General features: G+C 54.7%; 27 protein-coding genes and 2 pseudogenes. 23 read left to right on the plus strand and 6 right to left on the minus strand.

The genetic code is table 11. The features are described from left to right. Positions 1 to 124 precede the first annotated feature (124 nt). Positions 125 to 787 (minus strand): hypothetical protein, encoded by a 663-nt coding sequence (locus E0E41_RS12890; protein WP_130870234.1) that lies wholly within the window; start codon positions 785 to 787, stop codon positions 125 to 127. Positions 788 to 1,045: 258 nt separating this feature from the next. On the opposite strand from E0E41_RS12890, the gene E0E41_RS12895 reads away from it, so the two are divergent. From E0E41_RS12895 to E0E41_RS12945, 12 genes and pseudogenes are all read left to right on the plus strand, one after another. Next, entirely contained in the window at positions 1,046 to 1,408 is a 363-nt protein-coding gene (locus E0E41_RS12895) for a sigma-70 family RNA polymerase sigma factor (RefSeq protein WP_207303217.1), read from the plus strand. Positions 1,409 to 1,461: 53 nt separating this feature from the next. Continuing rightward, positions 1,462 to 1,671 (plus strand): annotated as a pseudogene (locus E0E41_RS19355) (recombinase family protein); the annotation flags it as partial. A 53-nt stretch (positions 1,672 to 1,724) separates the two neighbouring features. Continuing rightward, positions 1,725 to 3,005, plus strand: coding sequence for a DUF4368 domain-containing protein (locus tag E0E41_RS12900; RefSeq protein ID WP_242623778.1), 1,281 nt, complete (start codon positions 1,725 to 1,727; stop codon positions 3,003 to 3,005). Further along, entirely contained in the window at positions 3,002 to 3,328 is a 327-nt protein-coding gene (locus tag E0E41_RS12905) for a TnpV protein (RefSeq protein WP_130870235.1), read from the plus strand. Before E0E41_RS12900 ends, E0E41_RS12905 begins: the two co-directional genes overlap by 4 nt. Before the next feature lie 171 nt (positions 3,329 to 3,499). Then, positions 3,500 to 3,796 (plus strand): hypothetical protein, encoded by a 297-nt coding sequence (locus E0E41_RS12910; RefSeq protein ID WP_087249586.1) that lies wholly within the window; start codon positions 3,500 to 3,502, stop codon positions 3,794 to 3,796. A gap of 68 nt (positions 3,797 to 3,864) precedes the next feature. Next, complete coding sequence (locus E0E41_RS12915) at positions 3,865 to 4,215, plus strand: SdpI family protein (RefSeq protein ID WP_087268227.1); 351 nt, start codon at positions 3,865 to 3,867, stop codon at positions 4,213 to 4,215. A 114-nt stretch (positions 4,216 to 4,329) separates the two neighbouring features. Next, positions 4,330 to 4,626 (plus strand): DUF3847 domain-containing protein, encoded by a 297-nt coding sequence (locus tag E0E41_RS12920; protein ID WP_087249583.1) that lies wholly within the window; start codon positions 4,330 to 4,332, stop codon positions 4,624 to 4,626. A gap of 230 nt (positions 4,627 to 4,856) precedes the next feature. Beyond that, a complete protein-coding gene (gene mobQ / locus E0E41_RS12925) occupies positions 4,857 to 6,368 on the plus strand; it encodes a MobQ family relaxase (RefSeq protein ID WP_130870849.1) in 1,512 nt (503 codons plus the stop codon). 15 nt (positions 6,369 to 6,383) lie between these two features. Then, complete coding sequence (locus E0E41_RS12930) at positions 6,384 to 8,261, plus strand: AAA family ATPase (protein WP_130870236.1); 1,878 nt, start codon at positions 6,384 to 6,386, stop codon at positions 8,259 to 8,261. Positions 8,262 to 8,383: 122 nt separating this feature from the next. Continuing rightward, the gene (locus E0E41_RS12935; protein WP_087385489.1) at positions 8,384 to 8,575 is read left to right on the plus strand and encodes a transposon-encoded TnpW family protein; all 192 of its coding nucleotides are present in this window, start codon (positions 8,384 to 8,386) and stop codon (positions 8,573 to 8,575) included. A gap of 453 nt (positions 8,576 to 9,028) precedes the next feature. Beyond that, positions 9,029 to 9,769, plus strand: coding sequence for a helix-turn-helix domain-containing protein (locus E0E41_RS12940; protein ID WP_130870237.1), 741 nt, complete (start codon positions 9,029 to 9,031; stop codon positions 9,767 to 9,769). Between the two features lie 7 nt (positions 9,770 to 9,776). Continuing rightward, positions 9,777 to 10,214, plus strand: a complete 438-nt coding sequence (locus E0E41_RS12945; protein ID WP_087168770.1) for a hypothetical protein — start codon at positions 9,777 to 9,779, stop codon at positions 10,212 to 10,214. A gap of 174 nt (positions 10,215 to 10,388) precedes the next feature. On the opposite strand, the gene E0E41_RS12950 is transcribed toward E0E41_RS12945, so the two are convergent. Continuing rightward, positions 10,389 to 11,603 carry an IS110 family transposase gene (locus tag E0E41_RS12950; protein WP_130869799.1) on the minus strand — a complete coding sequence of 405 codons (1,215 nt, stop codon included), beginning with the start codon at positions 11,601 to 11,603 and terminating at the stop codon, positions 10,389 to 10,391. A 963-nt stretch (positions 11,604 to 12,566) separates the two neighbouring features. Here E0E41_RS12950 and E0E41_RS12955 point away from each other — a divergent pair. The 11 genes from E0E41_RS12955 to E0E41_RS13005 all read left to right on the plus strand — a co-directional run bounded on the left by E0E41_RS12955 (position 12,567) and on the right by E0E41_RS13005 (position 22,814). Then, positions 12,567 to 13,310, plus strand: coding sequence for a type II toxin-antitoxin system PemK/MazF family toxin (locus E0E41_RS12955; RefSeq protein WP_438819460.1), 744 nt, complete (start codon positions 12,567 to 12,569; stop codon positions 13,308 to 13,310). Positions 13,311 to 13,319: 9 nt separating this feature from the next. Then, entirely contained in the window at positions 13,320 to 13,556 is a 237-nt protein-coding gene (locus E0E41_RS12960; protein ID WP_021660879.1) for a helix-turn-helix domain-containing protein, read from the plus strand. Between the two features lie 65 nt (positions 13,557 to 13,621). Then, positions 13,622 to 14,854 (plus strand): tyrosine-type recombinase/integrase, encoded by a 1,233-nt coding sequence (locus E0E41_RS12965; RefSeq protein ID WP_021660878.1) that lies wholly within the window; start codon positions 13,622 to 13,624, stop codon positions 14,852 to 14,854. 138 nt (positions 14,855 to 14,992) lie between these two features. After that, a complete protein-coding gene (locus E0E41_RS12970) occupies positions 14,993 to 16,204 on the plus strand; it encodes a tyrosine-type recombinase/integrase (protein WP_130870238.1) in 1,212 nt (403 codons plus the stop codon). A 746-nt stretch (positions 16,205 to 16,950) separates the two neighbouring features. Then, entirely contained in the window at positions 16,951 to 17,343 is a 393-nt protein-coding gene (locus E0E41_RS12975; protein ID WP_130870239.1) for a zinc ribbon domain-containing protein, read from the plus strand. A gap of 68 nt (positions 17,344 to 17,411) precedes the next feature. After that, complete coding sequence (locus E0E41_RS12980; protein WP_130870240.1) at positions 17,412 to 18,239, plus strand: purine-nucleoside phosphorylase; 828 nt, start codon at positions 17,412 to 17,414, stop codon at positions 18,237 to 18,239. 35 nt (positions 18,240 to 18,274) lie between these two features. After that, positions 18,275 to 19,576, plus strand: coding sequence for an amidohydrolase family protein (locus tag E0E41_RS12985; RefSeq protein ID WP_130870241.1), 1,302 nt, complete (start codon positions 18,275 to 18,277; stop codon positions 19,574 to 19,576). Between the two features lie 12 nt (positions 19,577 to 19,588). Beyond that, positions 19,589 to 21,343, plus strand: coding sequence for a putative polysaccharide biosynthesis protein (locus E0E41_RS12990; protein WP_242623779.1), 1,755 nt, complete (start codon positions 19,589 to 19,591; stop codon positions 21,341 to 21,343). 38 nt (positions 21,344 to 21,381) lie between these two features. Beyond that, a complete protein-coding gene (gene mazG / locus E0E41_RS12995; RefSeq protein WP_130870242.1) occupies positions 21,382 to 22,167 on the plus strand; it encodes a nucleoside triphosphate pyrophosphohydrolase in 786 nt (261 codons plus the stop codon). A gap of 71 nt (positions 22,168 to 22,238) precedes the next feature. Continuing rightward, a complete protein-coding gene (locus E0E41_RS13000; protein ID WP_130870243.1) occupies positions 22,239 to 22,514 on the plus strand; it encodes an HU family DNA-binding protein in 276 nt (91 codons plus the stop codon). Positions 22,515 to 22,571: 57 nt separating this feature from the next. Then, positions 22,572 to 22,814: an RNA-binding S4 domain-containing protein gene (locus tag E0E41_RS13005; protein ID WP_087347698.1), complete on the plus strand. Its 243-nt coding sequence runs from the start codon at positions 22,572 to 22,574 to the stop codon at positions 22,812 to 22,814. Between the two features lie 56 nt (positions 22,815 to 22,870). On the opposite strand, the gene E0E41_RS13010 is transcribed toward E0E41_RS13005, so the two are convergent. The 4 genes and pseudogenes from E0E41_RS13010 to yabP all read right to left on the minus strand — a co-directional run bounded on the left by E0E41_RS13010 (position 22,871) and on the right by yabP (position 24,389). Next, positions 22,871 to 23,311: a S1 RNA-binding domain-containing protein gene (locus tag E0E41_RS13010; RefSeq protein ID WP_130870852.1), complete on the minus strand. Its 441-nt coding sequence runs from the start codon at positions 23,309 to 23,311 to the stop codon at positions 22,871 to 22,873. 29 nt (positions 23,312 to 23,340) lie between these two features. Next, complete coding sequence (locus tag E0E41_RS13015; protein WP_130870244.1) at positions 23,341 to 23,616, minus strand: septum formation initiator family protein; 276 nt, start codon at positions 23,614 to 23,616, stop codon at positions 23,341 to 23,343. Between the two features lie 220 nt (positions 23,617 to 23,836). After that, positions 23,837 to 24,097 (minus strand): annotated as a pseudogene (yabQ, locus tag E0E41_RS19295) (spore cortex biosynthesis protein YabQ); the annotation flags it as partial. A gap of 1 nt (position 24,098) precedes the next feature. Further along, entirely contained in the window at positions 24,099 to 24,389 is a 291-nt protein-coding gene (gene yabP / locus E0E41_RS13025) for a sporulation protein YabP (RefSeq protein ID WP_130870246.1), read from the minus strand. Positions 24,390 to 24,413: the final 24 nt, after the last annotated feature.

The following is a 24,413-nucleotide window of genomic DNA, read 5'->3' on the forward strand; positions in this document are numbered from 1 at the left end:
CACCAAAATGCGAATAATATCAAGGATATCTATAACCTCCCCGTTCAAGCATTTCGTCTACTTCGTCGATTCAATCTTTTAAGACCTCGTATGCAATATCTGCGACCTTATCCAATTGGATTTTCTATATCATGGTGGTGTAGGCTTTTTTTAGGGACTCGACTCGGTTTTCTACATCAATTTTATCTTCATTTTGAGGTACATGAACACGAACCAGTTCCTGACGTGTCTCCTCGTCATATAGCACAATGCCACCGTTCTCCGCCACAATAAAGCGATTTCCCAGTCGTAAGCGCTGTCCCATATCCTCTCGTGACAGTTTGGACTCGTCGATAGCCCGCAAAAAAGGCTGGTAGGTATTCTCCGACCATTTCCGCTCGGTCATCATAACCGAGAAGTGATAGGGAGCCTCAGCATAGTTCTCCCATGTATATTTCCCATAACTGCCTGGCCGGAAGAAGTCGTATTTGATGTAGTAGTATCGCCAGGGATAGATCTGCTGTTGTTCGCAACTGTCAAGGTAAGTTGCCGCCATATTATCAAGATAAGGAAAATCATCATAACCAACAAACTGCCGGACGACGGAAAAAGAAAAAAGCCGTCGTACAGCAGTCCTTTTGACACGCCATACGATCAGCGGCGGCTTTGAGAAATCAAGGCCGCCGTTTTTTATGCCCTCACGGAAACGACGCCCTGACGCTGGCAACATCGGCGGCCCACAGAGGGAGCTGCCATGAATCAGATGGCATTTCGACCAAATCCGACGAGGTTTGTGTCGGTTGTCCAAAGCCTGCACTTGGGCGGGGATAGTTTCAGCGGTACACGGCCAAAAAAATTTCCTGCCATGTAGCGGGATCGCTCACCCTTCCTGGTGAACTGTCATGCCATAATACATACGAACTAAAAAGAAACGCACTTGCTGTGTGGGGAATGGCCCCACCATGCAGGTGCGTTTTTGGTTATCACCACAGCTTATTCCCACGGTGCCGTGGCCCCCCGATCAGTCTGAATTTCTCAAAATTCAGACTGATCGGAGGTAAACAGCGTGGAAGCTGGCAAAAAAAGAATATGGATTCGCGGCCAATATGTCGAGGTCACGGATGAAGTGTACCGGGCCTATATGCAGGGCGACCGGAAAATGCGCTATTTTGAGAACGATTTGAAAACCGAGCGATTCGTTCTCGGAAAGGAGGGCCAAGTGGTGCAGATCATCCCCAGTCGCGAAGATTTTTTGGACCGGCTGGTGGATGAAAATGCCCGGCAATTCTCCGATGAGCAGGAAAGTGTGGAGAGCGTGGTGCTTCACAAGCTGGAAGTGGACAGGCTACATACTGCGCTTTCCCTGCTGGCTCCAGAAGAACGTGCGCTGATCCAGGCACTGTTCTTTGAGGAAAAGACAGAATGGTAATTTACAATAAGGATAAAGGGAGCGCGCACCCTCAAGAAAGGAGGTTACACCCCATGAAGAAACAGCCGGACAAGGGAAAAATCACAGCCCTGTACGAGCGTCTTTCCCATGACGATGAACGAGCCGGGGAAAGCGTGTCGATAGAAAACCAAAAGCGCATTTTGGAGGACTACGCCCAAAAGAACGGCTTTACGAATATCCGGCACTTCACCGATGACGGAGTGCGGGGAACGACTTTCAAGCGTCCGGGGCTGGACGCTATCTGGACGACGCTTTTGTGTGTTCCAGCTACCGCCAGCTTACCCGCGACTGCACCATGCACTATATCCCCACCGCGAAAATGGAAGCCGCCATTCTTGCTGCAATCCAGCGCGTGAGCTGGTATGTGCGGCACAATGAAGCGGAGTTTATCGAGCGTGTGCGGGAAGCGTCCGACCAGCACCAAGAGAACGCCGTCAAGGAGTACCGGCAGAAAGTGAGCAAGGCACAGCGGCGGTGTAAGGAGCTGGACGGCCTTGTAAAGAAGCTATACGAGGGCAACGCCACAGGCAAGATACCCGATAAGCACTTTACCCGTCTGCTTGCCGAATACGACGAGGAACAGACCAAGCTGGAAGCCGCTATCGCACAATGGGAGGAAGCAATCGAGAGCTGGAACGCCGACAGGCTGAAAACAGATAAGTTTATCGAGCTTGTGAGCCGCTACACTGATTTTTCCGAATTGACAACGCCCATGCTCAACGAGTTTATCGAAAAAGTCGTTGTCCATGAGGGCGAGGGACGCGGGAACAGCCGCCGCCAGAGGATAGATATTTACCTCAACTTCATCGGCGCGTTTGAAGTCCCCGCCCATATCGTTACCCCAATGGAAGCCGAGGAACAACGCCGCCAGCAGGAGGAACAGGCCGCAAAGGAAGCCCATTCACAGGAGCTTGCCAAGGCGCGGGAAGAAAAGCGCAAGGCAGAGAAACGGGAGTTTACCGCGAGGAAGAAAGCGGGCTTGCTGACCCCGGAGGAACAGGCGGCAGACGAAGCGCGGTTAGCCCATAACCGGGCATGGCAAAAGGAATGGCGGAAGAAACGGAAAGCCGCCGAGCCGCCCAAGTCCCCAAAGCCGAAATCCTTAAAGGAGCTTGCCGTGCTGCAAAAGGCCGGAGCCGACCTCACGCCGGAGGAAGCAGAACGCCTTGCCGCTTACCGCGAGAGGAAAAACCGCCAGCACAAGGCATGGTATGAACGGCAGAAAGCAGCGCAGCCGCCCAAGCCCCGGACGCTGAAAGAGCTTGCCGCCGCGCAGGACGCAGGCCAGCCACTCACGCCGGAGGAAACGGAACGCCTGGAAGCCAGCCGGAGCCGGAAGAAGAACGCCTACCAAGAACTGAAAACCCAAGCGGAAACCGACCCCGCCGCAGCCGCCGAGCTTGCAAGGCGGCGGGCATATCACAGTGAAGCTACCAAGAAATCCCGTCAGAAGATGTACGAGGAAGCCGCAGCCGGAAATCCCGAAGCTCAAGCCCGGTATGAAAACTTCCTTGCTGCAAGGCGGGAGAACTACCACAAAAAGAAGCAGGACGAGAAAGGAGAACAAATCGCATGAGAAGATTGATTGACAACGGGAACCGCCCTATTGCCCTGAAGCCCCATATCGGCCACTATGGGCGGCTGCGGAAAGCCTATCTGGAACAATACCGCCGCCGCCTTTATAACGCCCTTGTAGCCAGCGAGAAGCTATACCCCCACCTTGCGGAAACAGACCGGGCGGCGCGGGATATGCTGGACTACCTCATGCCCCGCCTTGCCAGAGAAGCGGGAGCCACCGAAGCCCTTAAAGCCGCCGACCCGATGAAATGGGTAGGTTTGATGAACAACTGCAAGGCGAGAGCCGAGGAAATCATCAGGCATGAGCTAATCTATGTCTGACGGTCAAGAGCTGGAAAAAACAGAAATCTTGCGATAACAGCCGCCCCGACGAACCATTCCCCGTCCGGGCGGTTTTTATCGTCAAAAACGCCGTTTTCTCCAAGTCAAGAGCCGGAGAAAACACCCGAAAAATGCCCCTATTGCGTAACAGTGGCGTAGAAAGGAGCTTGCATGAGAACAGGGCTTACCAAGCAGGAAAAGACCACCGATATTTGGTTTGACGAGAAAGACCCCCTTATCCATATCCGCACCCACAACACCGCCTTGAAAAAGCGTCTGCTTGCATACAGCCGCCGTTATCCGGCAATCTGCCAGCAGACCGATGCAGACCCGGAAACGGGCTGCATGGAGTTTGACATTGAGAAAGGCCGTTTCTCTTTCCGTCTGACCGCCCCATACAGTGAGGAACGCAGGGAAGCGGCGCGGCAATATGCCAGAGAGAACAACGCCGCTGACAGGCTGAAATGATGTAGATTTGTTCACAATCTTATGATATACTGTTTCTTGGGAACAAATCGGAGTTGAGGAGGCAAACCATGTATTCCTTATTGTTATTAAATCTGATTATACCTTTTGTAATGATTTTGGTTGGGGACATATTGAAAAGACATCCTGCAACTGACATAAAATCGGGTAACGGATATAACACACCAACTGCACGGAAATCACAAGAACACTGGAATTATGCACAAAGTATAGCACCAAATAATTTTATCTCTCTTGGCAAGGTATTAGGAGTAGTTGAGATTATTTTAAGTATAGGAATGTTCCTTTTACAGATTTCAGTTAATATTGCCCTTACTGTAGGAATTTGTACGGGAATAGTATTTTTGTTTTGCGGCTTTTATAAAACAGAAATAGGAATAAAGAATAAGTTTAAGGAATGAATTTTTGTTTAATCGAACAGAACATAGTAAAATCAAACACTCCACCCACAAGGGACAGCCGAGAAAATCGACTGTCCTTTTTCTATGCCGACAGGCAGAAAGGAGCGACCAGTCATGACGAAACCGAGAGAGAAAACCCGCGAGGAATTGACCGCCGAGATTGAGGAAAGCAAGAAGAAAATCCGGCAGTTTGAGAACCGGGAGAAAATCATCAAGCAGAAGTTATCCGTTGAGGAACGCAAGGCGAGAACCCACAGGCTTTGCAAGCGCGGCGGCTTCATGGAGAGCCTTGTGCCGGAGCTGATTGCCATGCCGGACGAGGACGCGAAAGCCTTTTTACGGCTTGCCTTGACGAGCGAGCCAGCACAGGAGTTTTTGAAAAAACGAGCCGGGGACGGGAACGCGGAGTAATCCCTTTGGAACAAAGGGCGCACTTATACACCCTTGCGGGCGTGTGCGCTCTGCCGAGGGCTTTATCTCCGCACAGGGAACTTTCCCCGCGCTCCGATATGGCGGCTTTGCCGCAACAAGGGGCTGCACCCCTTGCGCCGCTTCGCGGCTATCCCTGCACACCCACAAAAACAGTACACCCGCCCCGGCGTCTGTACTATTTTTGCGGGTTTTATTATCCTATCCGGGAGGTGATACCCATAGCCATTTACCATTGTAACATCGGCATTGTGAGCCGAGGAAAAGGCAAGTCAGCCGTTGCCGCAGCCGCCTATCGAAGCGGCGAGAAAATCACAAACGAGTGGGACGGAATGACCCATGACTACACCCGCAAGCGCGGCGTTGTCCATACGGAAATCCTACTGCCGCCCCATGCCCCGCCCTCTTTCTCTGACCGCGCTGCCCTATGGAACAGCGTGGAACTTTACGAGAAAGCCGGGAACGCCCAGCTTGCCAGAGAGATTGACGCAGCACTCCCCATAGAATTATCCAGAGAGGAACAGATCCGGCTCGTCCGGGAATACTGTTCCTCTCAATTTGTTTCCAGAGGAATGTGCGTTGATTTTGCCATTCACGACACCGGCAGCGGCAACCCCCATTGTCATATCATGCTTACCATGCGCCCCCTTGACGAGCGCGGCGCATGGGCGGCGAAGTCCAAAAAGGAATATGACCTTGACGAAAACGGCGAGCGTATTCGCTTGCCAAGCGGCAGATACAAGACGCACAAAGTTGACCTCACAGGCTGGAACGACAAGGGCAACGCGCTTTTATGGCGCAAGGCATGGGCGGATATTTCAAACGCCTACCTTGAACGCGCCGGAAGCCCGGAGCGTATCGACCACCGCAGCAACGCCGAGCGCGGCATTGACGAGCTGCCTACCGTCCACATGGGCGTAGCGGCTTGTCAAATGGAGAAGAAAGGCATAGCCACCGAGAAAGGCGAGCTGAACCGGAATATCCAAAAGGCAAACCGCCTTATCCGGGAAATCCGGGCGCAGATTGGAAAGCTCAAAGAATGGATTGGCGAGCTGTTCAAGGCGCGGGAAACCGCCCCGGAGCAGCCCCCGCAATCCCCCGGCCTTGCAAATCTGCTGATAAAGTATATGAGCGTTCAGAGGGAAAAGAGCCGGAAGTATTCGCAGTATTGGCAAAGGCAGCACGCAGCCGATGAACTGAAAACCGTATCACAGGCAGTCAATTTCCTTGCGGAGCGCGGCATTTCCACCCTTGCGGAGCTGGACGCTGCCCTTTCCTCTGTCAGCGACCAAGCCGACGCTATCCGGGAGGGCATGAAAACCGCCGAGAAGCGCATGAAAGAATTGCAAAAGCTGATTGAGTACGGGAGGAACTACACCGAGTACAAGCCCATTCACGACGAACTGAAAAAGCTGAAAAATGGCTGGACGAACAAGCGCGACAAGTACGAGGAAACCCACCGCGCCGAGCTTACCCTATGGAACGCAGCGAGCCGCTATCTCCATGCAAATCTGCCGAAAGGGACAAAGCCCCCCTTGCCTATTTCTGAATGGGAAAAAGAGTATGCCACCCTCAGCGGACAGAGGACAGCGGAATATACCAAGCTGAAAGAAACCCGCGCCGAGGTTGCCGAGCTGCACAATATCCGCAAGTGCGTTGATATTGCGCTGAAAGCCGACCAGCCAGAGCAGACCCGCGCCAAGCGGCATGACTTAGAACGATGAAAGGAGTTGAGATTTTTGTACTACACCCAAGAACAGATAGACCGGGCGAACCAAGCCGACCTTGTTTCTTTCCTGCAATCACAGGGCGAGCAGCTTACCCGCGCCGGAAATGAATACCGCTGGAAACGGCACGACAGCTTGACCGTCCGGGGAAACAAATGGTACAGGCACAGCCAGAGCAAGGGCGGCGGCCCCGTCGATTTTGTCATGGAGTTTTTCGGCAAGAGCTTCACCGAAGCCGTGGAACTTCTCACAGGAGAAAAGGGAGCCGTACCGCCGCCGGACAGACCTTGCCCCGCGTCCCTATCCGACTTCCGGCTACCGCCCCCAAACAGCGACAATCGAACAGCGAGGAACTACCTCACAGCAGCCCGCCGCATTGATGAAGATGTGACGGGCATTTTCTTTGCCCGCGGCGATATTTACGAGGACGCAGCCCACCACAACGCCGTATTTGTGGGGCGGGACGAGGACGGAATACCGCGTTACGCCCACAGCAAGGGGACGGCGGGAAACTTCCGGCTTGATGTGAAAGGCAGCGACAAAGCCTTTAATTTCTGCTACCGGGGCGAGGGCGACAGGCTTTTTGTCTTTGAAGCCCCCGTTGACCTGCTCTCTTTCCTCTGCCTGTTCAAAAAGGCATGGCAGAAGCAGAGCTATTTGTCATTGGGCGGCGTGGGAGAAAAAGCCCTGTTGCGTTTCCTCTCTGACCGCCCAAACATCAAGACCGTTTACCTCTGCCTTGACAGCGACCAAGCGGGAAACGACGCTTGCAGCCGCCTTGCGGAGCTTGTGCCGGAGGGATATACCGTCCACCGCCTTGTGCCGCTGTTTAAGGACTGGAACGAGGTATTGCAGCACCGGGCAGAAATCACAGACGGGAAGTATATCCGGGAAGCGGTTTACGGCTTGAAAGAGCCGCCGCAGGAAGAAACCGTCGAGATTATTCGCATGAGCGAGGTTGACACACAGACCGTTGAATGGCTATGGGAGCCGTATATCCCTTTCGGGAAAGTAACCATTGTGCAAGGCAATCCCGGCGAGGGCAAGACCACCTTTGCCCTACGCCTTGCCGCCGCCTGCACCACCGGGGGAACGCTGCCGGGAATGAAGCCCTTGCCGCCATTCCAAGTGATTTACCAGACCGCCGAGGACGGGCTGGGCGATACCGTCAAGCCCCGCTTGATAGAAGCCGAAGCCGACCTTGACCGCGTGCTTGTGATTGATGAAGCCAAGCGGGAGCTTACCCTGTCCGACGAGCGCATAGAAAAGGCAATCACGCAGAACGGGGCGCGGCTGATTATCCTTGACCCCATACAGGCGTACATGGGCGAAAAGACCGACATGAACCGGGCAAACGAAGTGCGCCCCATGTTCCGCCGCCTTGCCGATGTTGCCGAGCGTACCGGGTGCGCCGTTATCCTTATCGGACACTTGAACAAAGCCGCCGGAGGGCAGAGCGCATACCGGGGATTAGGTTCTATTGACTTCCGCGCCGCAGCAAGGAGCGTCCTGCTGATCGGGCGCGTGAAGCGGGAGCCAAATGTGCGCGTTATCGTCCATGACAAATCTTCCCTTGCGCCGGAGGGCAAGCCCGTTGCCTTTTGCCTTGACCCGGAAACAGGCTTTTCATGGATAGGCGAATACGACATAACCGCCGACGAGCTGCTATCCGGCGCGGGCGGGAACACCGCCACCAAGACCGAGCAAGCCGAGAAACTGATACTTGACTTACTCGCAGACGGGAAAGAACTTGCCAGCGAGGACATTGATAAGGCCGCAGCCGAAGCCGGGATTTCTGCCCGTACCGTCCGGGCGGCAAAGAAAAACCTTGACGGGCGCATTACCTCAAAGCGTATCGGCGCGGCATGGTATCACGCCCTCAAAAAATGAAGTGGCAAAATCCAAGTGGCAAAACCCAGATACCTTGCCACTTTGCCACTTCGCCACTTCAACCCTCAACCACCGCCCCATGTGCTGCCGCATGGGGCTTTTCTCATAGAAAGGAGCAGCCTATGAACAATGAAACCAGCAAGACCAGCGCCCCCGCAGCCGCTTCCCCTCTGACCGCCAAACCCGACCTTGTGAAGAACATCGGCGGCACGACCTTTGACATTCATATCCATTTCAGCGAAACCAGCCGGGAAACCTTTACGGACAAGGTTGTGCGCCTTATCAAGAACGACAGCGGCGATGAAACCGCTTAAAAGCAAGATACTTTTTTCTTGTTCCTTATTGACAAAACCCGAACGGCAATATGCAGACGAGCTTGGCGTGTACCGCAATGCTGTTCACGTTCGGAAAATGAAGGTCCTCAAAAAGCTCAGGACTTTATTGGAAGGCTTTATAGAGCAGCCTTGATTATTTCAAAGAGCCTATAAATACGGGCAAATCCCTGACCCGGCCCCCTGCCGGGCCGGGGATTTTGCTTGTTGGGGCATATCCCAGAACTCCTGTTCTCGTCCGACAAATTTACAATTCATCTATTCCTAAAAGTGGCCCGTCATAGTATAATGAAGTCGGCAACACTATTTGTTTTGAAAACGAGAAAAATCCACTGATTTCTGTGGTTGCAACCGCCCGTTGCGGAAAAGAAACCGCAATTTGGTGGTGTGCTATCGGTAAAAATCGTATACTGGTAGCGAAAGGAGGACACCGATATGACCTTCGGGGAAAAAATACAAAAGCTGAGGAAAGAGGCTGGACTATCACAGGAGGACCTATCCTACCAGTTGGGCGTATCCAGACAGGCTATCAGCAAATGGGAGCGTGACAACGGCTACCCGGAAACAGAAAAGATTGTTCGCATGAGTAAAATTTTTAATGTGACACTTGACTATTTATTGAATGATGAGGGTACACAGACACCAGAACCTGCTGCGGAACAAGGAATATATGTAAGCCGGGAAATGGCAGATGGTTTCCTTTTGTATCAAAAACGGAAATATCTTAAAATTGCGATTGCCATAGGTGTCATGGTTGGAAGTCTTGCACTCTCGTTTATGCTTTCGAATATTTCCATGCTTCTATTTATGCTGATATTGATTGCGGGGATTGTTCTCCTATTCTCTGTCAAATTAACAGATAATCCATATAGAAAACTCTGGAAGGAGCCACTACTATTTGACAAGACCGTAAAGGCGGAATTAAATACAGTATACGCAGAGAAAAAGAAATTCCTTCAACTATTTAACTTAATCGGAATTGCCTTAATTGCATTGGGCTTTCTGTTTTTTCCCTTAATTGTTCCGGCAGAATTACTCTTTGCAGATACGATTGCTTTAGCTGCGGGAATGATTGCTGCAGGAATTGGAACATTTTTATGTATTTATATGTCTGGCCTTGTTCGTGCCTATCGGCTATTGATTATGAATGAAGCCTATCAGCAGAAAAGAAAGTGAGGATATTATGAAAAAAATATTGGTTACATTAGTGGCAATACTGGCACTCCTTTGTGGCTGTCAAGCCAACGAAAATACAAATGCTTCCGATTATGGAGATGATATTTCAAAGGCGCAGGAAATAGCTGTTATCTCTCCTGATACAGCGGAAGTTATTGATACGATTACTGATACAGAGGAAATAGAAGATTTTGTTTCGGCGCTGGATTTAGACCAATGGGAATTAAAAACGCTGCCAGATGAAGCGTCTGAAATTGGCTCTTTTGGATTAGCACAAGAGGAAACAATCAAACTGGGGCAGACGGACACCGATGGAACGCTATATGATATTGCTACCATCACCCTATACAATGGAGCTTATATCAGTTTTGAAATTGGCGGGTTCGATATGACTTTTGAAGTGAGTGAGGATACGGCTGATTATTTGAATGGATATTTTGAATAACATTGGTTGGAATGGCAGTAGGTACTACGATGAATTCCGTTAGTTAGAGAAGTCTGCAAATAAAAAGTCAACAGGGAATTGAGGAAAGTTTGCAACCTTAGTAGGAGGCGAAAGAGAGCAAAACAAAAAGACCGCCGCGCAAGCGCCGGTCAAATTGAAAGAGTATGGAAGTGGTTAATCAGCATTTTCCCGTAAAGCCAGATACTCCTTTACACGGCCATAGTAGATGCGTAGGAACTTGTTGGCGCCGGCTGTCATGTAAACCAGATAAGGTTTGCCCTCGGCTCGCTTCTTGTCCATAAAGCAGTACACCGGGTCGTCCGCAGGCATAGTTTTTAACAAGCAGTCCATGACCAGGAAGAGTGCTTTGCGCAGTTCTGGCGGACCGCTTTTGGAGGCTCTTGTACTCTTTGCCTCATGGGTGCCGGACTGGTCAGCTCCAGGGTCAACCCCCGCAAAAGCCGTAATGGCGTTTCTGTGGGTGAACCGAGTTACATCACCAAGTTCCGCCATAAGCTGCGGGCCAAGAGAATCTCCAACACCATGCATAGCCATGACTACGGGATATTCTGGGAGCTGGGCTGCCAAGGTACGCATTTCGGCCTTGAGCCGTTCCAGAGACGCAGAGACGGCGTTCAGCGCATCAATAGCCTGCCGGATCATCGTTTTGGTCAGGGCATCTTTGGGGAGCATGGCAATCAGATCTTGTGCTCCAGCATGGATCTCAACGGCTCGGCTCTGGCTGAAGTTGTAACCATGGCGCTTGCACCACTTGCGGTAGCGCTCGGTAAAGGCAGTAAGGCTCATATTCCGAACGCAGTCCACATGCCAAAAGGCCGTGGCAAAGTCCACCCATTTCTGACTGCCGTCCTCTCGGACGGGACTGTCAAACAGGGCATTGACACCGGGATAGGTCTGGTCCAGGAGCGCAATGAGATTGTTTTTCATCATCGTCTTGGTCTTGGAGTACAGCCCCTGCTGCCGGTTCAGCGTTTTCAGTTGCATCCGAATCGTGTCCACAGGAGTATGTTGGCGCAATTCCACCCAGTTGTCAAGCCCATAGCGGGCAATCTTCCTGGCATCCGCCTTGTCTGTTTTCACTTTGCGCAGGGTGTTGTTCCCGTAGTCCTTGATGAGCTTTGGATTGACCGCGCTGACAAAGATGCCCTGATCGTGGAGAAAGCGGGCCACCGGCTCATAGTACCGCCCGGTGTGCTCCATGACCACCCGTGTCTCACCATCCAAGCTTTTCAAGTAGTCTGCCAGCTCTTTGAGTTCACTGCCGGTGTGACCAACAGAAAACGGCTTTGCCACCACTTCCCCAAAGGGACGGAGAACAGACACCGTGCTCTTTCCCTTGGAAATATCAATCCCTGCCACATTGCTCATGTACAACGCTCCTCATCATGGATTTGTCTTTGGCGACCAACCATTTCATCATTGCCGATCCAATCTATTTGATGACACGGGCGCACCGGTGTGGCGGCTCAACCTGCATAAATCGAACGCTGCGAACGAGAGGCTGGCTGACGGACTTCGTTACGGACGCGATGATCCTTGGAGGATTGCATCAGGCCAAGACACTCTCATTCTAACAGCTTAGGCAACGATACGGAAAAGACACGGCTGGCTGCCGTGCCTTAAACCGTAAATATATTGTAATAGGAGGATTCGTGGGGGCCATCATCTGGCCACCTTAATTTGTACTTTCAAAACTGAATACCAGTCGCCCACCGGCGACACCACCGAGCAGGAAATCTTTGAAAAATTTCCTGCTTTTCTTATGCCATTTTCAGAAAGGAGGGCTGCCGATGGCAAGTCTTAGGAACATGGTATCGGAATATCAAGATGACCTCTGGAACGGCATTGCATGGCTGGTACTCTGGCGTGTACCGCAATGCTGTTCATGTTCGGAAAATGAAGGTCCTCAAAAAACTTAAAAAAATTTTGGAATAATCGTTGTGCAACCTCTCACCCTCAACGGCAAATAGGGTGAGAGGTTCTTTTTATGGCCTCACGGCACCTTGAAAATTGCATACCCATTCATCAAGCACATTCCCGCTGCTTTGGCGAAAGCCAAAGCCCAGGTAGCGGCTGCGCGGTGATCTGCCGGGAGAAAACAACGAGACACCACCGAAAAAAGAAATTGTAGGTCTTTGGTTTGTTCTTCCCAGCAAGGAGCGAGAAACAGCAGGCTTCCAGTACCGGGCGGCTCCCGGTACGGCCATGACCAGCAGCGGAGCGATACTCCCGTCCAGCCTAACGTCCGAGCGTTGAAGCGGTTTGCCGCCGTGATCCGTCGCAGGCAATGGGGGCGGTTGCGTGAGAACCACGCGAGGGGTGAGATTCCCCGTGGAGCTGGTGAGCTGCCAGCCGTTTGATGACTTCCCACAGCAGTCCGGGGTGTCGAGGACAAATTGGATTGCTTTGAAATATGGCCGTGCAGCAGAGCAGGCAGAGAAACAAGAGGAATATTTATGCTTCCCCGGCCTTCCTTCTGCCCTGTTGTTCGGCCCCTACATAGGCGGCGCAGACTGCCTAAATTTCAAAGGGAGGTCACACAACATGAATAGAACATATTTGCGCGGCGATATGTATTATGCCGATTTAGGCCGGGGAGTCGGCTCCGAGCAGGAAGGCTATCGCCCGGTGCTTATTATCCAGAACAACACCGGAAACAAATACAGCACCACCGTCATTGTGGCAGCAATCTCCAGCAAGGTGGACGCAAAAGCCAAGCTGCCCACCCACTATCTGCTCAAAGCGGAAAATGGTCTGGAGCTTCCTTCTCTCGTCCTTCTGGAGCAGCTTCGCACCATTGACAAGCGTCGTCTGGGGAACTACATCGGCAGGCTGGACGAACATCACATCCGGCGGGTCAACCGCGCCCTGGCAATCAGCGTTGGGCTGATCGAAGAAGTCCCAAAGAACTTAATCATGTGCCTCTGTCCAGCCTGTGCCAACAATTTTTACGGCACGGGCTCTTATTATTTACGACGAGTCAATCCGAAGCAAGTGCAACGGGACATCTGTACCTATTGTGGACAGAATATTGGTTACGACTATGAGGTGGTCAAGAAACCAGCGAGGAGGTGAAGATTGAATATGGAAAAACTGATTACCCGTAAGGAGGCGGCAAAACTTTTAGGAATCAGCCTTGCCACGTTGGACGAAGCCCGAAACAGCGGCCTGATTTCCTATATTCAATATGTACCGAATGGCTGTGTCTACTTTACCTCTGCCGGACTCCAGGAGTATATCGCAAAATGCACCCATCGGGCAAAACCGATGGAAAAGAAGGAAACCTATCGCAATATGCGAGGAAACAAATCGCACCTTTGAGGAAATAGAGCAGTTCTGATAAAACCAAGATGCAGCACTGATACTATTTTTCGGAGGTGGAGAAAATGGCTACAAAAAGAAAGCGGATTCCAAGATACAGCAAGGTTCAAGTGAACGGCTATGAGTATTACAAAACAGATATTGAGGACGCAGACGGCAAGCGCATTATTCTTTATGGAAAGACCCGTGAGGAAGTTTACGACAAGGAAATGGCAGCTCTTGAACAGATCGACAACGCCACGTTTCGGCGTAAATCTCCTACGGTTGCCGAGTATTGCGAAAAGTGGCTGCTGATGCAGTCCGTCCATGTGCGCGCCACGACCCTGACGGATTATACATCCAAAGTGCGGCGTCACATTATCAAGGAGCTGGGGGATAAACGGATGGCGGAGGTGACACTGGATGACATCCAGGTGGCGCTCGTTCCGGTTTCCAAGAAATCTGCATCGGTTTACAAGTCCGTGGTGATTCTCTATAAATCTATCTTTCGGGCAGCAAAAGAAAGTCATGTTATTGATACAAACCCGACCATCTATCTCAAGGCAAAGGGCGGCGGTGTTCCGCAGGAGGAGCGTCGGGCATTGACAGATGAACAGGTAGAACGGCTTTTGGATGCCATTCGCGGATTGCCGCCTTATGTGTTTGTGATGCTTGGCCTGTACGCGGGATTGCGGCGTGAGGAAATTCTGGCGCTGCAATGGGATTCTGTGTATTTGGACACAGAAGCTCCATATTTGACGGTGCGACGGGCATGGCATACAGAACATAACAGGCCGATTATTCTTACTGATCTAAAGACAAAGGCTGCGGAGAGAAATATCCCTCTCCCGGATTGTCTGGCCGAATGCTTGAAAGAGGCAAAGAAAAAATCGACCTCAGACTATGTGGTTGCCAATCGGGATGGAGAGCCGTTGTCCTATACACAATTCAAGCAGTTTTGGAAGTACATTGTGACGCGAACTGCAAAACCAAGAATCGCTCGCAAGCCTGTGAATGGAAAATATGAAAAGTATATGCTTTACCCGGAACTTGGGGAAAAAGCCCGGAACAATAGCCATGTGGTTTACAGCTTGGACTTCGAGGTTACGCCCCATATGCTCCGGCATACCTACATCACCAATCTGATTCACTCGTCGGTAGATCCGAAAACAGTTCAATATTTGGCGGGCCACAAGAGCAGCAAGATTACCATGGACATTTATGCAAAGGTAAAATACAACAAGCCAGATCAACTGGCGGGGCTTCTGAACAGCGCATTTGTTCAATGGGATGCAGATGGCCGGAGCGCAGTACAATAGAATAGAAAGCGCACAAAGGGCGAGGATTTTTCCTCGCCCTTTGCGTTTTCAGGAATCGCACCTTTGAGAAGAATGAGAACTTTTGATAAAAGGGAGATGAGCAATGAGCTACATAAACTAAGGAAAGGAAATGATATTATGGCAAAGAAAAAAGAGTGCATCCCTCAGTATGGAACGATCACTCTCAACGGAACACAATATTACAGGACACGAGTTCTGGATGCGGACGGTAAGCAGGTAAGTTTGTATGCGCCTACCCGTGAGGAACTGTATCAAAAAGAACTAAAGACTCGGCGGCAGATTGAGGAAATCATTTTCAAAAGGAAACACCCAACTGTTGCAGAATATTGTGAGAAATGGCTGTTGATGCAGTCGGCAAAGGTTTCCCCAGCTACTTTAAGAAGCTACACGATTAACATGAACAAATACATAGTTGAGCCGTTGGGTTCTATGTATCTGTCAGATGTGACGGCGGATGATATTCGGCTGGCATTGATCCCGCTGACTACAAAATCGGCTGGATTGTATAGTACGGTGAATATGCTTCTGAAATGCGTCTTTTACTCGGCAGAGCGCAGCCAACTACTTGACTATAACCCCTGTGAAGGCATCTCGGCAAAAGGAGGTAAGCAAGCAAAGAAGAAGGATGCCTTGACGGACGAACAGACAAAGCTGCTGCTGGATACCGTCAAAGAGCTTCCACCATATACGTTTATCATGATTGCCCTGTATTCCGGCCTGCGCCGGGAGGAAATTCTGGGGCTTCAATGGGATTGTGTGTTTCTGGATACGCCTGCACCGTACATTTCTGTCAGGAGGGCATGGCGAACCGAGCATAACAGACCGGTGATTTCTACAACATTAAAAACCAAAGCGGCCCGCAGGGACGTACCCATTCCCAAATGTTTGGTAGACCGGCTGCGGGAAGTTAAGGAGAAATCCATATCCGAATATGTGATAGCAGACAGCAAGGGACAACCACTTTCGTATTCGCAGTTTCAGAGGGTTTGGAAGTATGTGACTGTGCGGACTGCCAAACCTCGCAACTATTATAAGTATGTCAACGGCCAAAGTATTAAGTACACTGTTACCCCAACCCTCGGTGGTCATCAAAAGAACAACCCTAAACTGATATACTCCATCGACTTCGATGTGACGCCACATCAGCTTCGGCATACCTATATTACCAACCTTCTGTATGCTGGCGTTGATCCTAAGACAGTCCAATATCTTGCCGGACATGAAAACAGCAAGACAACGATGGACATTTACGCGCAGGTGAAGTATAATAAACCCGAAGAACTTTGTAGCGTAGTGAATGGGGCATTTCAGCGGCAAAGTTCAAAATAAAGCTGGACAGACGCTATCCATTTTTACGATTAAAAAATAGGATAACTGGAGAGCGAAATCCCTGAAAAGCCCGAAATCTCAAGGAAAAACGGACGTAAGAGCATTTTAGTACGGTCTGAAGGCCGCCCGCCGTGCTCCCCAGTTCAGCAAGCGCTGATCTGTCTGCCGACTTTTCAAAAATGCCGCCCGTATGGGCGGCATTTTTCTTGCGCTCCTTCAGGGGCCCCGCCGCAGGCGGGGCGGCGCTGTGCGCCGTCCAAGCGTTTTGAGCCTTTGGCCCAAAACCTTGATGCCGGGCGAATTTACTTCGCCCGAGCAGATGAAATAGGGTTGGGGTCCCCGCGGGGTCTTGGCCCCGTGGGGCGCGCGGGAAGTACGGCCTCAAGGCCGCCCGCCGTGCTTTGCCCGCGTTGCGGCAAGCCTGTTTGCGGCTCCTGACGGACCCGCAAACAGGGCCGCTGCCTTGAACCGGCCTCGCTGCATCCGCCACAGGCGGCGCATCGGCCGTTTCCCCAGTTCAGCAAGCGCTGATCTGTCTGCCGACTTTTCAAAAATGCCGCCCGTATGGGCGGCATTTTTTTGCGCATTTTCATGTCCTTTACCCAAGGTTTGGGAAAAAGAGGAACAGGCCTGGAAAAGCGGCAGCTTTTTCCCGGCTATGGCATAGAATAAATTGCTTTTTTCCCTGGTGGGGTGTAAAATACCTTAGTATCTCTTTGACCGGGGAACCAAAGGAGGGTATTTCTATGGACGACCGGGTAAAGGAATTGCTGGAGCGGGTACGGGGCACCGCCGTGGCGGTTGGTGAGGCCGCAGGTGTGACCGCCCGCTGCGCCGGAAAGTGCGCCGGCCAGATGCTGGATACGGCCAAACTGAACATGAAGATCTTTGACCTGAAGGGGGACATCGACCGGGATCTCCAGGCCATCGGCCGGATGGTGTACGACGCCCACCGGGGTCAGGAGACCGACCACGCCGCTATGGATGGCCTGCTGGCCGGCATTGACGAGAAGTCCGCCGCCATCGAGACCCTGCGGGGACGGGTGGCCGTGCTGCGGCACAGCAGGACCTGCCCATCCTGCGGCATGGTGTGCGGACAGGAAGACAAATTCTGCAGAGGCTGCGGCGCTTCGCTCTGATGCCCGCCGGCCCGGGCCGGGCGGATCTTCCGTCCGGCCCCCTGACAGCAAATAAGGAGGACAAGCATATGCAGTATACCTTTGAACAGTATCAGCAGAGCGCCGACGCCATCCGGGCGAAGATCGGCTCTTTCCAGCCTAAGGTGGCCATGATCCTGGGCTCCGGCCTGGGCTACATGGGGGACATTGTGGAGAACGCCATTGCCGTACCCTACAAGGAGATCCCCCACTTCAAGGTGTCCACCGCCCCCGGCCACAAGGGCCAGCTGGTGTTCGGCACCCTGGAGGGCAAGCCGGTGGCCGTCATGCAGGGCCGGATGCACCACTACGAGGGCTACTCCTATGAGGAGGTGGCCTATGCCGTGCGGGTGCTGCGGCTGCTGGGGTGCGACACCCTCATCGTCACCAATGCCGCCGGCTGCGTCAACATGGACTGGAAGGCCGGCGACCTGATGCTCATCACCGACCAGATCAAGATCTTTATGGAGTCTCCCCTCCGGGGCGAGAATCTGCCTCAGTTCGGCGTCCGCTTCCCCGACGCCTCCCACCTGTATACCCCCGCCCTCCAGGAACTGGCCCGCAAGGCCGCCGGAGAGCTGGGCATCGACCTGAAGGAAGGCGTGTATATGTACTTCCCCGGGCCTCAGTATGAGACCCCCGCCGAGGTGCGCTTCGCCCGCATCGCCGGGGCTGATGCGGTGGGTATGTCCACCGCCCCCGAGGTCATCGTGACCGGCCACTGCGGTATGCAGGTGCTGGGCTTCACCCTGCTCTCCAACATGGCCGCCGGCATTCTGGACCAGCCCCTCTCCGAGGAGGAGGTGCTGGAGGCGGCAGCTGCCTGCCGGGACAAGTTCTCCCGCCTGGTACTGGCCTGCCTGAAGCAGATCGGGTAAGCAACGTACAATAACAATAAGGAGACCAACATTTTATGTCCATTCTCATTCACAACTGCACCGCCGTTCTGATGGATCAGGCGGGCACCGTGCTCCCGGGCGCCTATGTGACGGTGGAGGGGAGCAAGATCACCTGGGTGGGCACCCAGCGCCCCCAGGGGACCTTTGAACAGGAGATCGACGGCAGGGGCAATGTGCTCATGCCCGGCTTCGTCAACTGCCATACCCACGTACCCATGACCGCCATGCGGGGCTACGGAGACGGCAACAACCTCCAGGACTGGCTGAACAACTACATCTTCCCGGTGGAGGCCAAGTGGGATGACCGGGCGGTGAAGGTGTGCACCTCCCTGGGCCTGGCGGAGCTGATCGCCTCCGGCGTCACCACCATCGCGGATATGTACGGTCACACCGACGCGGTGGCCCAGGCAGTGGCGGAGAGTGGCATCAGCGCCAACCTGTCCTGCGGCGGCGTGCAGTTCTGCGACGGCCTGGACCCCGCCACCCACCACGACTGTGTGGTGCAGCGGGAGATGACCGAGAAGTGGCACGGCTACAACGACGGGCAGATCCTGGTGGACGCCTCCATCCACGCCGAGTACACCTCCCACAAGGAGCTGTGGCAGTGGATGGCCGACTACGCCAGGGAGCACAACCTGGGGATGCACGTCCACATCTCCGAGACCCGCACCGAGCACCAGGAGTGCATCGCCCGCCACGGCAAGACCCCCATCCAGACCCTGAACGATTACGGTGTGTGGGATACCCGGGCCATTGCCGCCCACTGCGTGTGGACCACCCCGGAGGACTGGGCCATCATGGCCGAGAAGGGGATCTCCGCCGTCCACAACCCCATCTCCAACCTGAAGCTGGGCAGCGGCATCGCTCCGGTCCCCGCCATGAAGAAGGCGGGGGTCAATGTGTGCCTGGGTACCGACGGGGTATCCTCCAACAACTGCACCGACTTCTTCAGCGACCTGAAATTCGCCGCCATCCTTCACAACGGGGCCAACTGTGACCCCCTGGCCATGCTGCCCCTGGATGCCCTGAAAATGGCTACCTGCGACGGTGCACGCGCCCTGGGCCGCAAGACCGGCACCATCCAGGCGGGCTATCAGGCCGACCTGATCCTGGTGGATTTCTCCCACCTGAACCTGACCCCCTGCCACAGCGTGATCTCCAACCTGGCCTATGCCGCCCACGGCTCCGACGTGGTGATGAATATGGCCCGGGGCAAGGTCATATATCAGGATGGGGAGTTCAAAACCATCGACCTGGAGCGGGTGAAGCGGGAAATGGCTGACTATGCTTTGCCCCTGCTGTTTTCTGAAAAATAAGGGGGACTATCCTTGTCTAGCCAAAAGAAAAATACCTTCTACGGCGCCGCCGCCTTCCTGACCATGACCACCATCCTGGTGAAGATCATCGGCGCCATCTATAAGATCCCGCTGACCGCCCTGCTGCCCGACGAGGCATACGGCGACTTCAACGCGGCTTACAACATCTATACCGTGTTCCTCACCATCTCCACCGCCGGCCTGCCGGTGGCCCTGTCCAAGACGGTGAGCGAGTGCAACGCCCTGGGCCTGCACAACCAGAAGGAGCGGGTGTTCCGGGTGGCCCTTGCCGCCTTCCTGGTGCTGGGCACCATCAGCTTTTTGTGCATGTCCCTGTTTTCTCCCATCGTGGCCAAGTATATCCTCCGGAACGAAAAGGCGGTCTTTGCGGTGCTGGCCCTGTCTCCGGCGGTGCTGTGCACCTGCTGCTCCGCCTTCCGGGGCTACGCCCAGGGCCACCTGAACATGGTGCCCACCGGCGTGTCCCAGGTCATCGAGGCCCTGTGCAAGATGGTCCTGGGCCTGGGTCTGGCCATCCTGATCCTCCACTCCTCCATCCAGCCGGAGGATACCCGCGACCGGCTGGCCGCCGCCGGCGCCCTGGTGGGCGTGTCCATCGGCGCCATCCTGTCCCTGGTCTACCTGATCGTGAACCACATCCGCACCAAGCGGCGGGAGAATGTCCGGGCTACCGATACACCGGACAGCAGCGGCACCATCCTGGTCAAGCTGCTCAAGCTGGCCATCCCCATCAGCCTGGCCTCTTCCACCCTGTCCATTGTCAACCTCATCGACACCAACCTGGTGCAGGGCCAGCTCCAGAGCGTATTTACCGCCATGGGAGACGGCCTCACCGGTGTAAACAACAGTGTGCTGGACATCTTCCCCAAGGCGGAGGCCCTGTTCCGGGAGAATATGGCCGCCTGGCAGGCGGAGGTGCTGGTGGATCCCGAGACAAAGCTGAACCCGGTGCTGGATTCTGCCCGGTCCCTGTACGGCATTTACAGCAAGACCATGAGCGTCTACAACCTGCCCTTCAACCTGATGGTGCCCTTCACCGCCTGCATCGTCCCCGGCGTGTCCGCCTGCATTGCCCGGCGGGACCAGCTGGGCGCCCGCCGCACCACGGAGTCTGCCCTGCGCATCTCCGCCCTGGTGGCCATGCCCTGCGGCTTCGGCCTGCTGGCCCTGGGCGGCCCCATCATCAACCTGCTCACCGTGGGCAACGTGGACGTCTCCATTGCCGGTCCTCTGCTGTCCATCCTGGGCATCGCCTCCATCTTTGTGTGCATCCAGGTGGTGGCCACCTCCATCCTTCAGGCCAACAGCATCGTCAGCCTGCCCATCATTACCATGGTGATCGGGGGCGTGTGCAAGGTCATCGTCAGCTTCACCCTGGTGGGCAATCCCAGGATCATGATTTACGGCGCCCCCATGGGTACCCTGACCTGCTTCGTGGTGGTGAGCGTGCTCAATCTGTTCATCATCAAGCGGATGGTGCCCCATCCGCCCCGGTATCATCTGGTATTCATTAAGCCGACTATCGCTGCCGCCATTATGGGCGCGGCGGCCTGGGCCGCCCACGGCCTGCTGGCCCGGGTGTTCTCCGGCTCCTTCCTGATGAACGCTGTGGCTACCGCCGGGGCCATCCTGGTGGGCGTGGTGGTGTACGCCGTTCTGGTGATCCTGCTGCGCATCCTGTCCAAGGAGGACCTGGAAATGATGCCCAAGGGGGATAAAATTGCGAAACTCTTGCATATTAAGTGAACTTTTTTGGAAAAAAAGGTTGCAGGAGGCCTTGAAATATGGTAGATTTTCAGTATAAGGATTCTTATAACGTCAAGGATCTGGAGGAGATCGTCCGTATTCTCCGCGCACCCGGCGGCTGTCCCTGGGACGCGGAGCAGACCCACCAGTCCATCCGCCGCAATTTTTTGGAAGAGGCCTATGAGGCGGTGGAGGCCATTGACGAGGAGAATCCGGAGCATTTGAAAGAGGAACTGGGGGACGTGCTCCTTCAGGTGGTGTTCCATGCCCTGATGGAACAGGAGGCCGGCCGGTTCGACCTGGACGGCGTGGCCGACGGGGTGTGCAAAAAGCTCATCTACCGCCACCCCCATGTGTTCGGAAACGTGAGCGTGTCGGGCACCGGCGAGGTCCTGTCCAACTGGGAGGAGCTCAAGCGCAAGGAAAAGGGACAAGCCACCAACACCGACGCACTGGAGGCGGTGGCCCGCTCTCTGCCGGCCCTGTGGCGGGCGGAGAAGGTGCAGAAGAAGGCCAAGAAGGCCGGCTTCGACTGGCCGGATGTGTCCGGCGCGCTGGACAAGCTGTCCGAAGAGCTGGAGGAGCTGAAGACCGCCGTGGCCCAGGGTACCAACGTGGCCGAGGAGCTGGGCGACCTGCTGTTCTCGGCGGTGAATGTGTCCCGCTTCCTGAAAGTGGACTGCGAGGATGCCCTGAACCAGGCCACGGACAAGTTTATCGACCGGTTCCGCAAGGTGGAGGAGCAGGCGGGGGACCGTCCCATGACGGAGATGACCCTGGACCAGCTGGACCAGCTCTGGGAGCGGGCCAAGGAGACGACTTAAAGGCGGAAACGCCTTAAGTATAAAAACCACAAGCGGGGCGATCCCCGAGAAACACAGGAGGAATGATCGACATGAATAAGGCTGAACTCATCAATGCGGCCGCAGAGAAGGCCGGCCTGTCCAAGAAGGATACCGAGAGTGCCGTTAATGCTGCTATTGAAGTGATTTCCCAGAGCCTGGCCGAGGGCGACAAGGTCCAGCTGGTGGGCTTTGGCGCGTTTGAGGTGAAGTGCCGTGCCGAGCGCATCGGCCGCAACCCCAAGACCAAGGAGAGCATCAAGATCCCCGCCTCCAAGGTGCCCGTGTTCAAGCCCGGCAAGGCGCTGAAGGACATCGTGTCCGAGTAAGCAATACAGTGTGGGACCGCCGCCGCAGCGCGGCGGTCCTTTTTTTGGAGGAACGATATGCGGCTGGATAAATGGCTCAAGGTATCCCGGCTCATCAAGCGGCGCACCGTGGCCAATGAGGCCTGCGACAATCAGCGGGTCACCGCCAACGGCCGGCCGGTAAAGGCCAGCTATGAGGTGAAGGAGGGCGACGTGCTGGAGCTCCGCTTCGGCGAGCGCACCGTGAAGGTGGAGGTGCTCTCGGTCACCGAGCACGCCGGCAAGGCGGAGGCCTCCGCCCTGTATAAGGAGCTGCTCTGAGCGCAAAGAAAAGGCGGTCCCGACCGTTTGGCCGGGACCGCCTTTTTATTTGTTTCTTATTTCCGGCCGCCCCGGCGGGAGCTGCGGCGCTCCGCCTGGCGCAGCTCGGACAGCTTGCTGTCCGAAGCGGCCATAAACTGCTTCAGCCGATCCTCAAAGCTGGTGGGTTCCGCCGGAGCGGGCTTGCCCCGGAAACCCATATTGCCGCCGTGGCCGGCGGGACGACCGCCGGGCCGACCCTGTCCCGCAGGACGGGGCGGGGGATCCATGGCCTTCTTAATGGAGAGGTTGATGCGGCCGTTCTCGTCAATGCCGATGACCTTGACCTTGACCTCCTGACCTTCCTTCAGATGATCCTTTACATCATTGACATAGGTATAGGCGATCTCGGAGATGTGCACCAACCCCGACTTGCCCTCCGGCAAGGCGACAAAGGCGCCGAACTTCGTGATCCCCGTGACCTTTCCTTCCACAATCGAACCAACACCAAACTCCATAACTGCCAGCAAAATCCTCTCTTTTAAATTCAATCGGTGAAATAGAAGACATACTCACCCGGCTCCACCAAACCCAGCTTATCCCGGGCGATGTCGGTCTGCCGGTCCGGATCATCGCTGTTTTCCACCGCGTCGGACAGGTCGGCGTTGACCTGCTTCTGAGCGGCCACTTCCTCCTGAGCCTGGGCCAGATCGGCCTGCGCCGCGGCGATCTTGCCCCGCAGATTCAGCAGTCCGGTGGCGGCGCCGATGAGCAGAGCCAGAACCACGATCTTTGTTAAAAGAGACGCTTTTTTGACCTTCATGGACGGCTCCTTCCCCAGCTTGCCGGTATATCTCATCCATTTCCCTGGATAGTAGTCTTATTTTATACCACTTCCGCCAATAATGGAAGGACTTTTTTGCAGTTTTTGAAAGTTTTTTGCCCAGCCGCAGAAGAAGACGCAGGGGAAAGGTTACGATCTTACAGAAAATGGTCACCAAATCCGCCAGGGCGTAGGCGCCCTTGAGTACCCATCGGCTGGCCAGCCAGAAGTAGGCTGCCGCCCCCAGCAGCACCGCGGCGATCATATAAAAACGGACCTGGCCGTTGCCGGCGGCGGTGGTGTAGACAAACAGGCCCACCGTGACCACCAGCCAGAACAGCAGGTCCAGGGCGCCCCCCAGCAGAGGCAGGGGGATGCGCACCCGCATGACCCGGAACAGGTCGTACAGCAGGCCCACTCCCACGCCCAGGACCAGGGCGCCGGCCAGAAAGAGAGCCTGCCATGCCAGCGGCCCCGCCATCTCAGCGGAACAGCCGGGCCAGCAGGCCGCCCGAGCGGTCCCGACCGCCGTCCTCGTAGGTCAGCGCGTCGATGTCCCCCTCCACCTTCAGGTCGCCGCCGTCCAGACTGAGTTTTTCGATGTGCAGGTTCTCCCCCCGGATCACCAGCGTGCCCCGGGTGGTGCCCATGACGATGGTGTTCTCGTCAAAGCTCTCCACCTCCTCCACGCCGGAGACCGAGAGCCGCTCCCGCTCCTCCAGGATGATGTGATGGGCGGCCTCCGGCCGCGCCCGGCTGTCCTCATAGGGCATGATACACCCCGCCTTTCCCACATA

It is taken from the genome of Intestinimonas massiliensis (ex Afouda et al. 2020) (genome assembly GCF_900626285.1).
Classification (GTDB): domain Bacteria; phylum Bacillota; class Clostridia; order Oscillospirales; family Oscillospiraceae; genus Flavonifractor; species Flavonifractor massiliensis_A.

Coding starts and splice junctions, on each gene's coding strand:
- E0E41_RS12900 (WP_242623778.1), top strand. CDS start 1,725: ATGCACTATATCCCCACCGCGAAAATGGAAGCCGCCATTCTTGCTGCA.
- E0E41_RS12905 (WP_130870235.1), top strand. CDS start 3,002: ATGAGAAGATTGATTGACAACGGGAACCGCCCTATTGCCCTGAAGCCC.
- E0E41_RS12910 (WP_087249586.1), top strand. CDS start 3,500: ATGAGAACAGGGCTTACCAAGCAGGAAAAGACCACCGATATTTGGTTT.
- E0E41_RS12915 (WP_087268227.1), top strand. CDS start 3,865: ATGTATTCCTTATTGTTATTAAATCTGATTATACCTTTTGTAATGATT.
- E0E41_RS12920 (WP_087249583.1), top strand. CDS start 4,330: ATGACGAAACCGAGAGAGAAAACCCGCGAGGAATTGACCGCCGAGATT.
- E0E41_RS12935 (WP_087385489.1), top strand. CDS start 8,384: ATGAACAATGAAACCAGCAAGACCAGCGCCCCCGCAGCCGCTTCCCCT.
- E0E41_RS12940 (WP_130870237.1), top strand. CDS start 9,029: ATGACCTTCGGGGAAAAAATACAAAAGCTGAGGAAAGAGGCTGGACTA.
- E0E41_RS12945 (WP_087168770.1), top strand. CDS start 9,777: ATGAAAAAAATATTGGTTACATTAGTGGCAATACTGGCACTCCTTTGT.
- E0E41_RS12950 (WP_130869799.1), bottom strand. CDS start 11,603: ATGAGCAATGTGGCAGGGATTGATATTTCCAAGGGAAAGAGCACGGTG.
- E0E41_RS12960 (WP_021660879.1), top strand. CDS start 13,320: ATGGAAAAACTGATTACCCGTAAGGAGGCGGCAAAACTTTTAGGAATC.
- E0E41_RS12965 (WP_021660878.1), top strand. CDS start 13,622: ATGGCTACAAAAAGAAAGCGGATTCCAAGATACAGCAAGGTTCAAGTG.
- E0E41_RS12970 (WP_130870238.1), top strand. CDS start 14,993: ATGGCAAAGAAAAAAGAGTGCATCCCTCAGTATGGAACGATCACTCTC.
- E0E41_RS12975 (WP_130870239.1), top strand. CDS start 16,951: ATGGACGACCGGGTAAAGGAATTGCTGGAGCGGGTACGGGGCACCGCC.
- E0E41_RS12980 (WP_130870240.1), top strand. CDS start 17,412: ATGCAGTATACCTTTGAACAGTATCAGCAGAGCGCCGACGCCATCCGG.
- E0E41_RS12985 (WP_130870241.1), top strand. CDS start 18,275: ATGTCCATTCTCATTCACAACTGCACCGCCGTTCTGATGGATCAGGCG.
- mazG (WP_130870242.1), top strand. CDS start 21,382: ATGGTAGATTTTCAGTATAAGGATTCTTATAACGTCAAGGATCTGGAG.
- E0E41_RS13000 (WP_130870243.1), top strand. CDS start 22,239: ATGAATAAGGCTGAACTCATCAATGCGGCCGCAGAGAAGGCCGGCCTG.
- E0E41_RS13005 (WP_087347698.1), top strand. CDS start 22,572: ATGCGGCTGGATAAATGGCTCAAGGTATCCCGGCTCATCAAGCGGCGC.
- E0E41_RS13010 (WP_130870852.1), bottom strand. CDS start 23,311: ATGGAGTTTGGTGTTGGTTCGATTGTGGAAGGAAAGGTCACGGGGATC.
- E0E41_RS13015 (WP_130870244.1), bottom strand. CDS start 23,616: ATGAAGGTCAAAAAAGCGTCTCTTTTAACAAAGATCGTGGTTCTGGCT.
- yabP (WP_130870246.1), bottom strand. CDS start 24,389: ATGCCCTATGAGGACAGCCGGGCGCGGCCGGAGGCCGCCCATCACATC.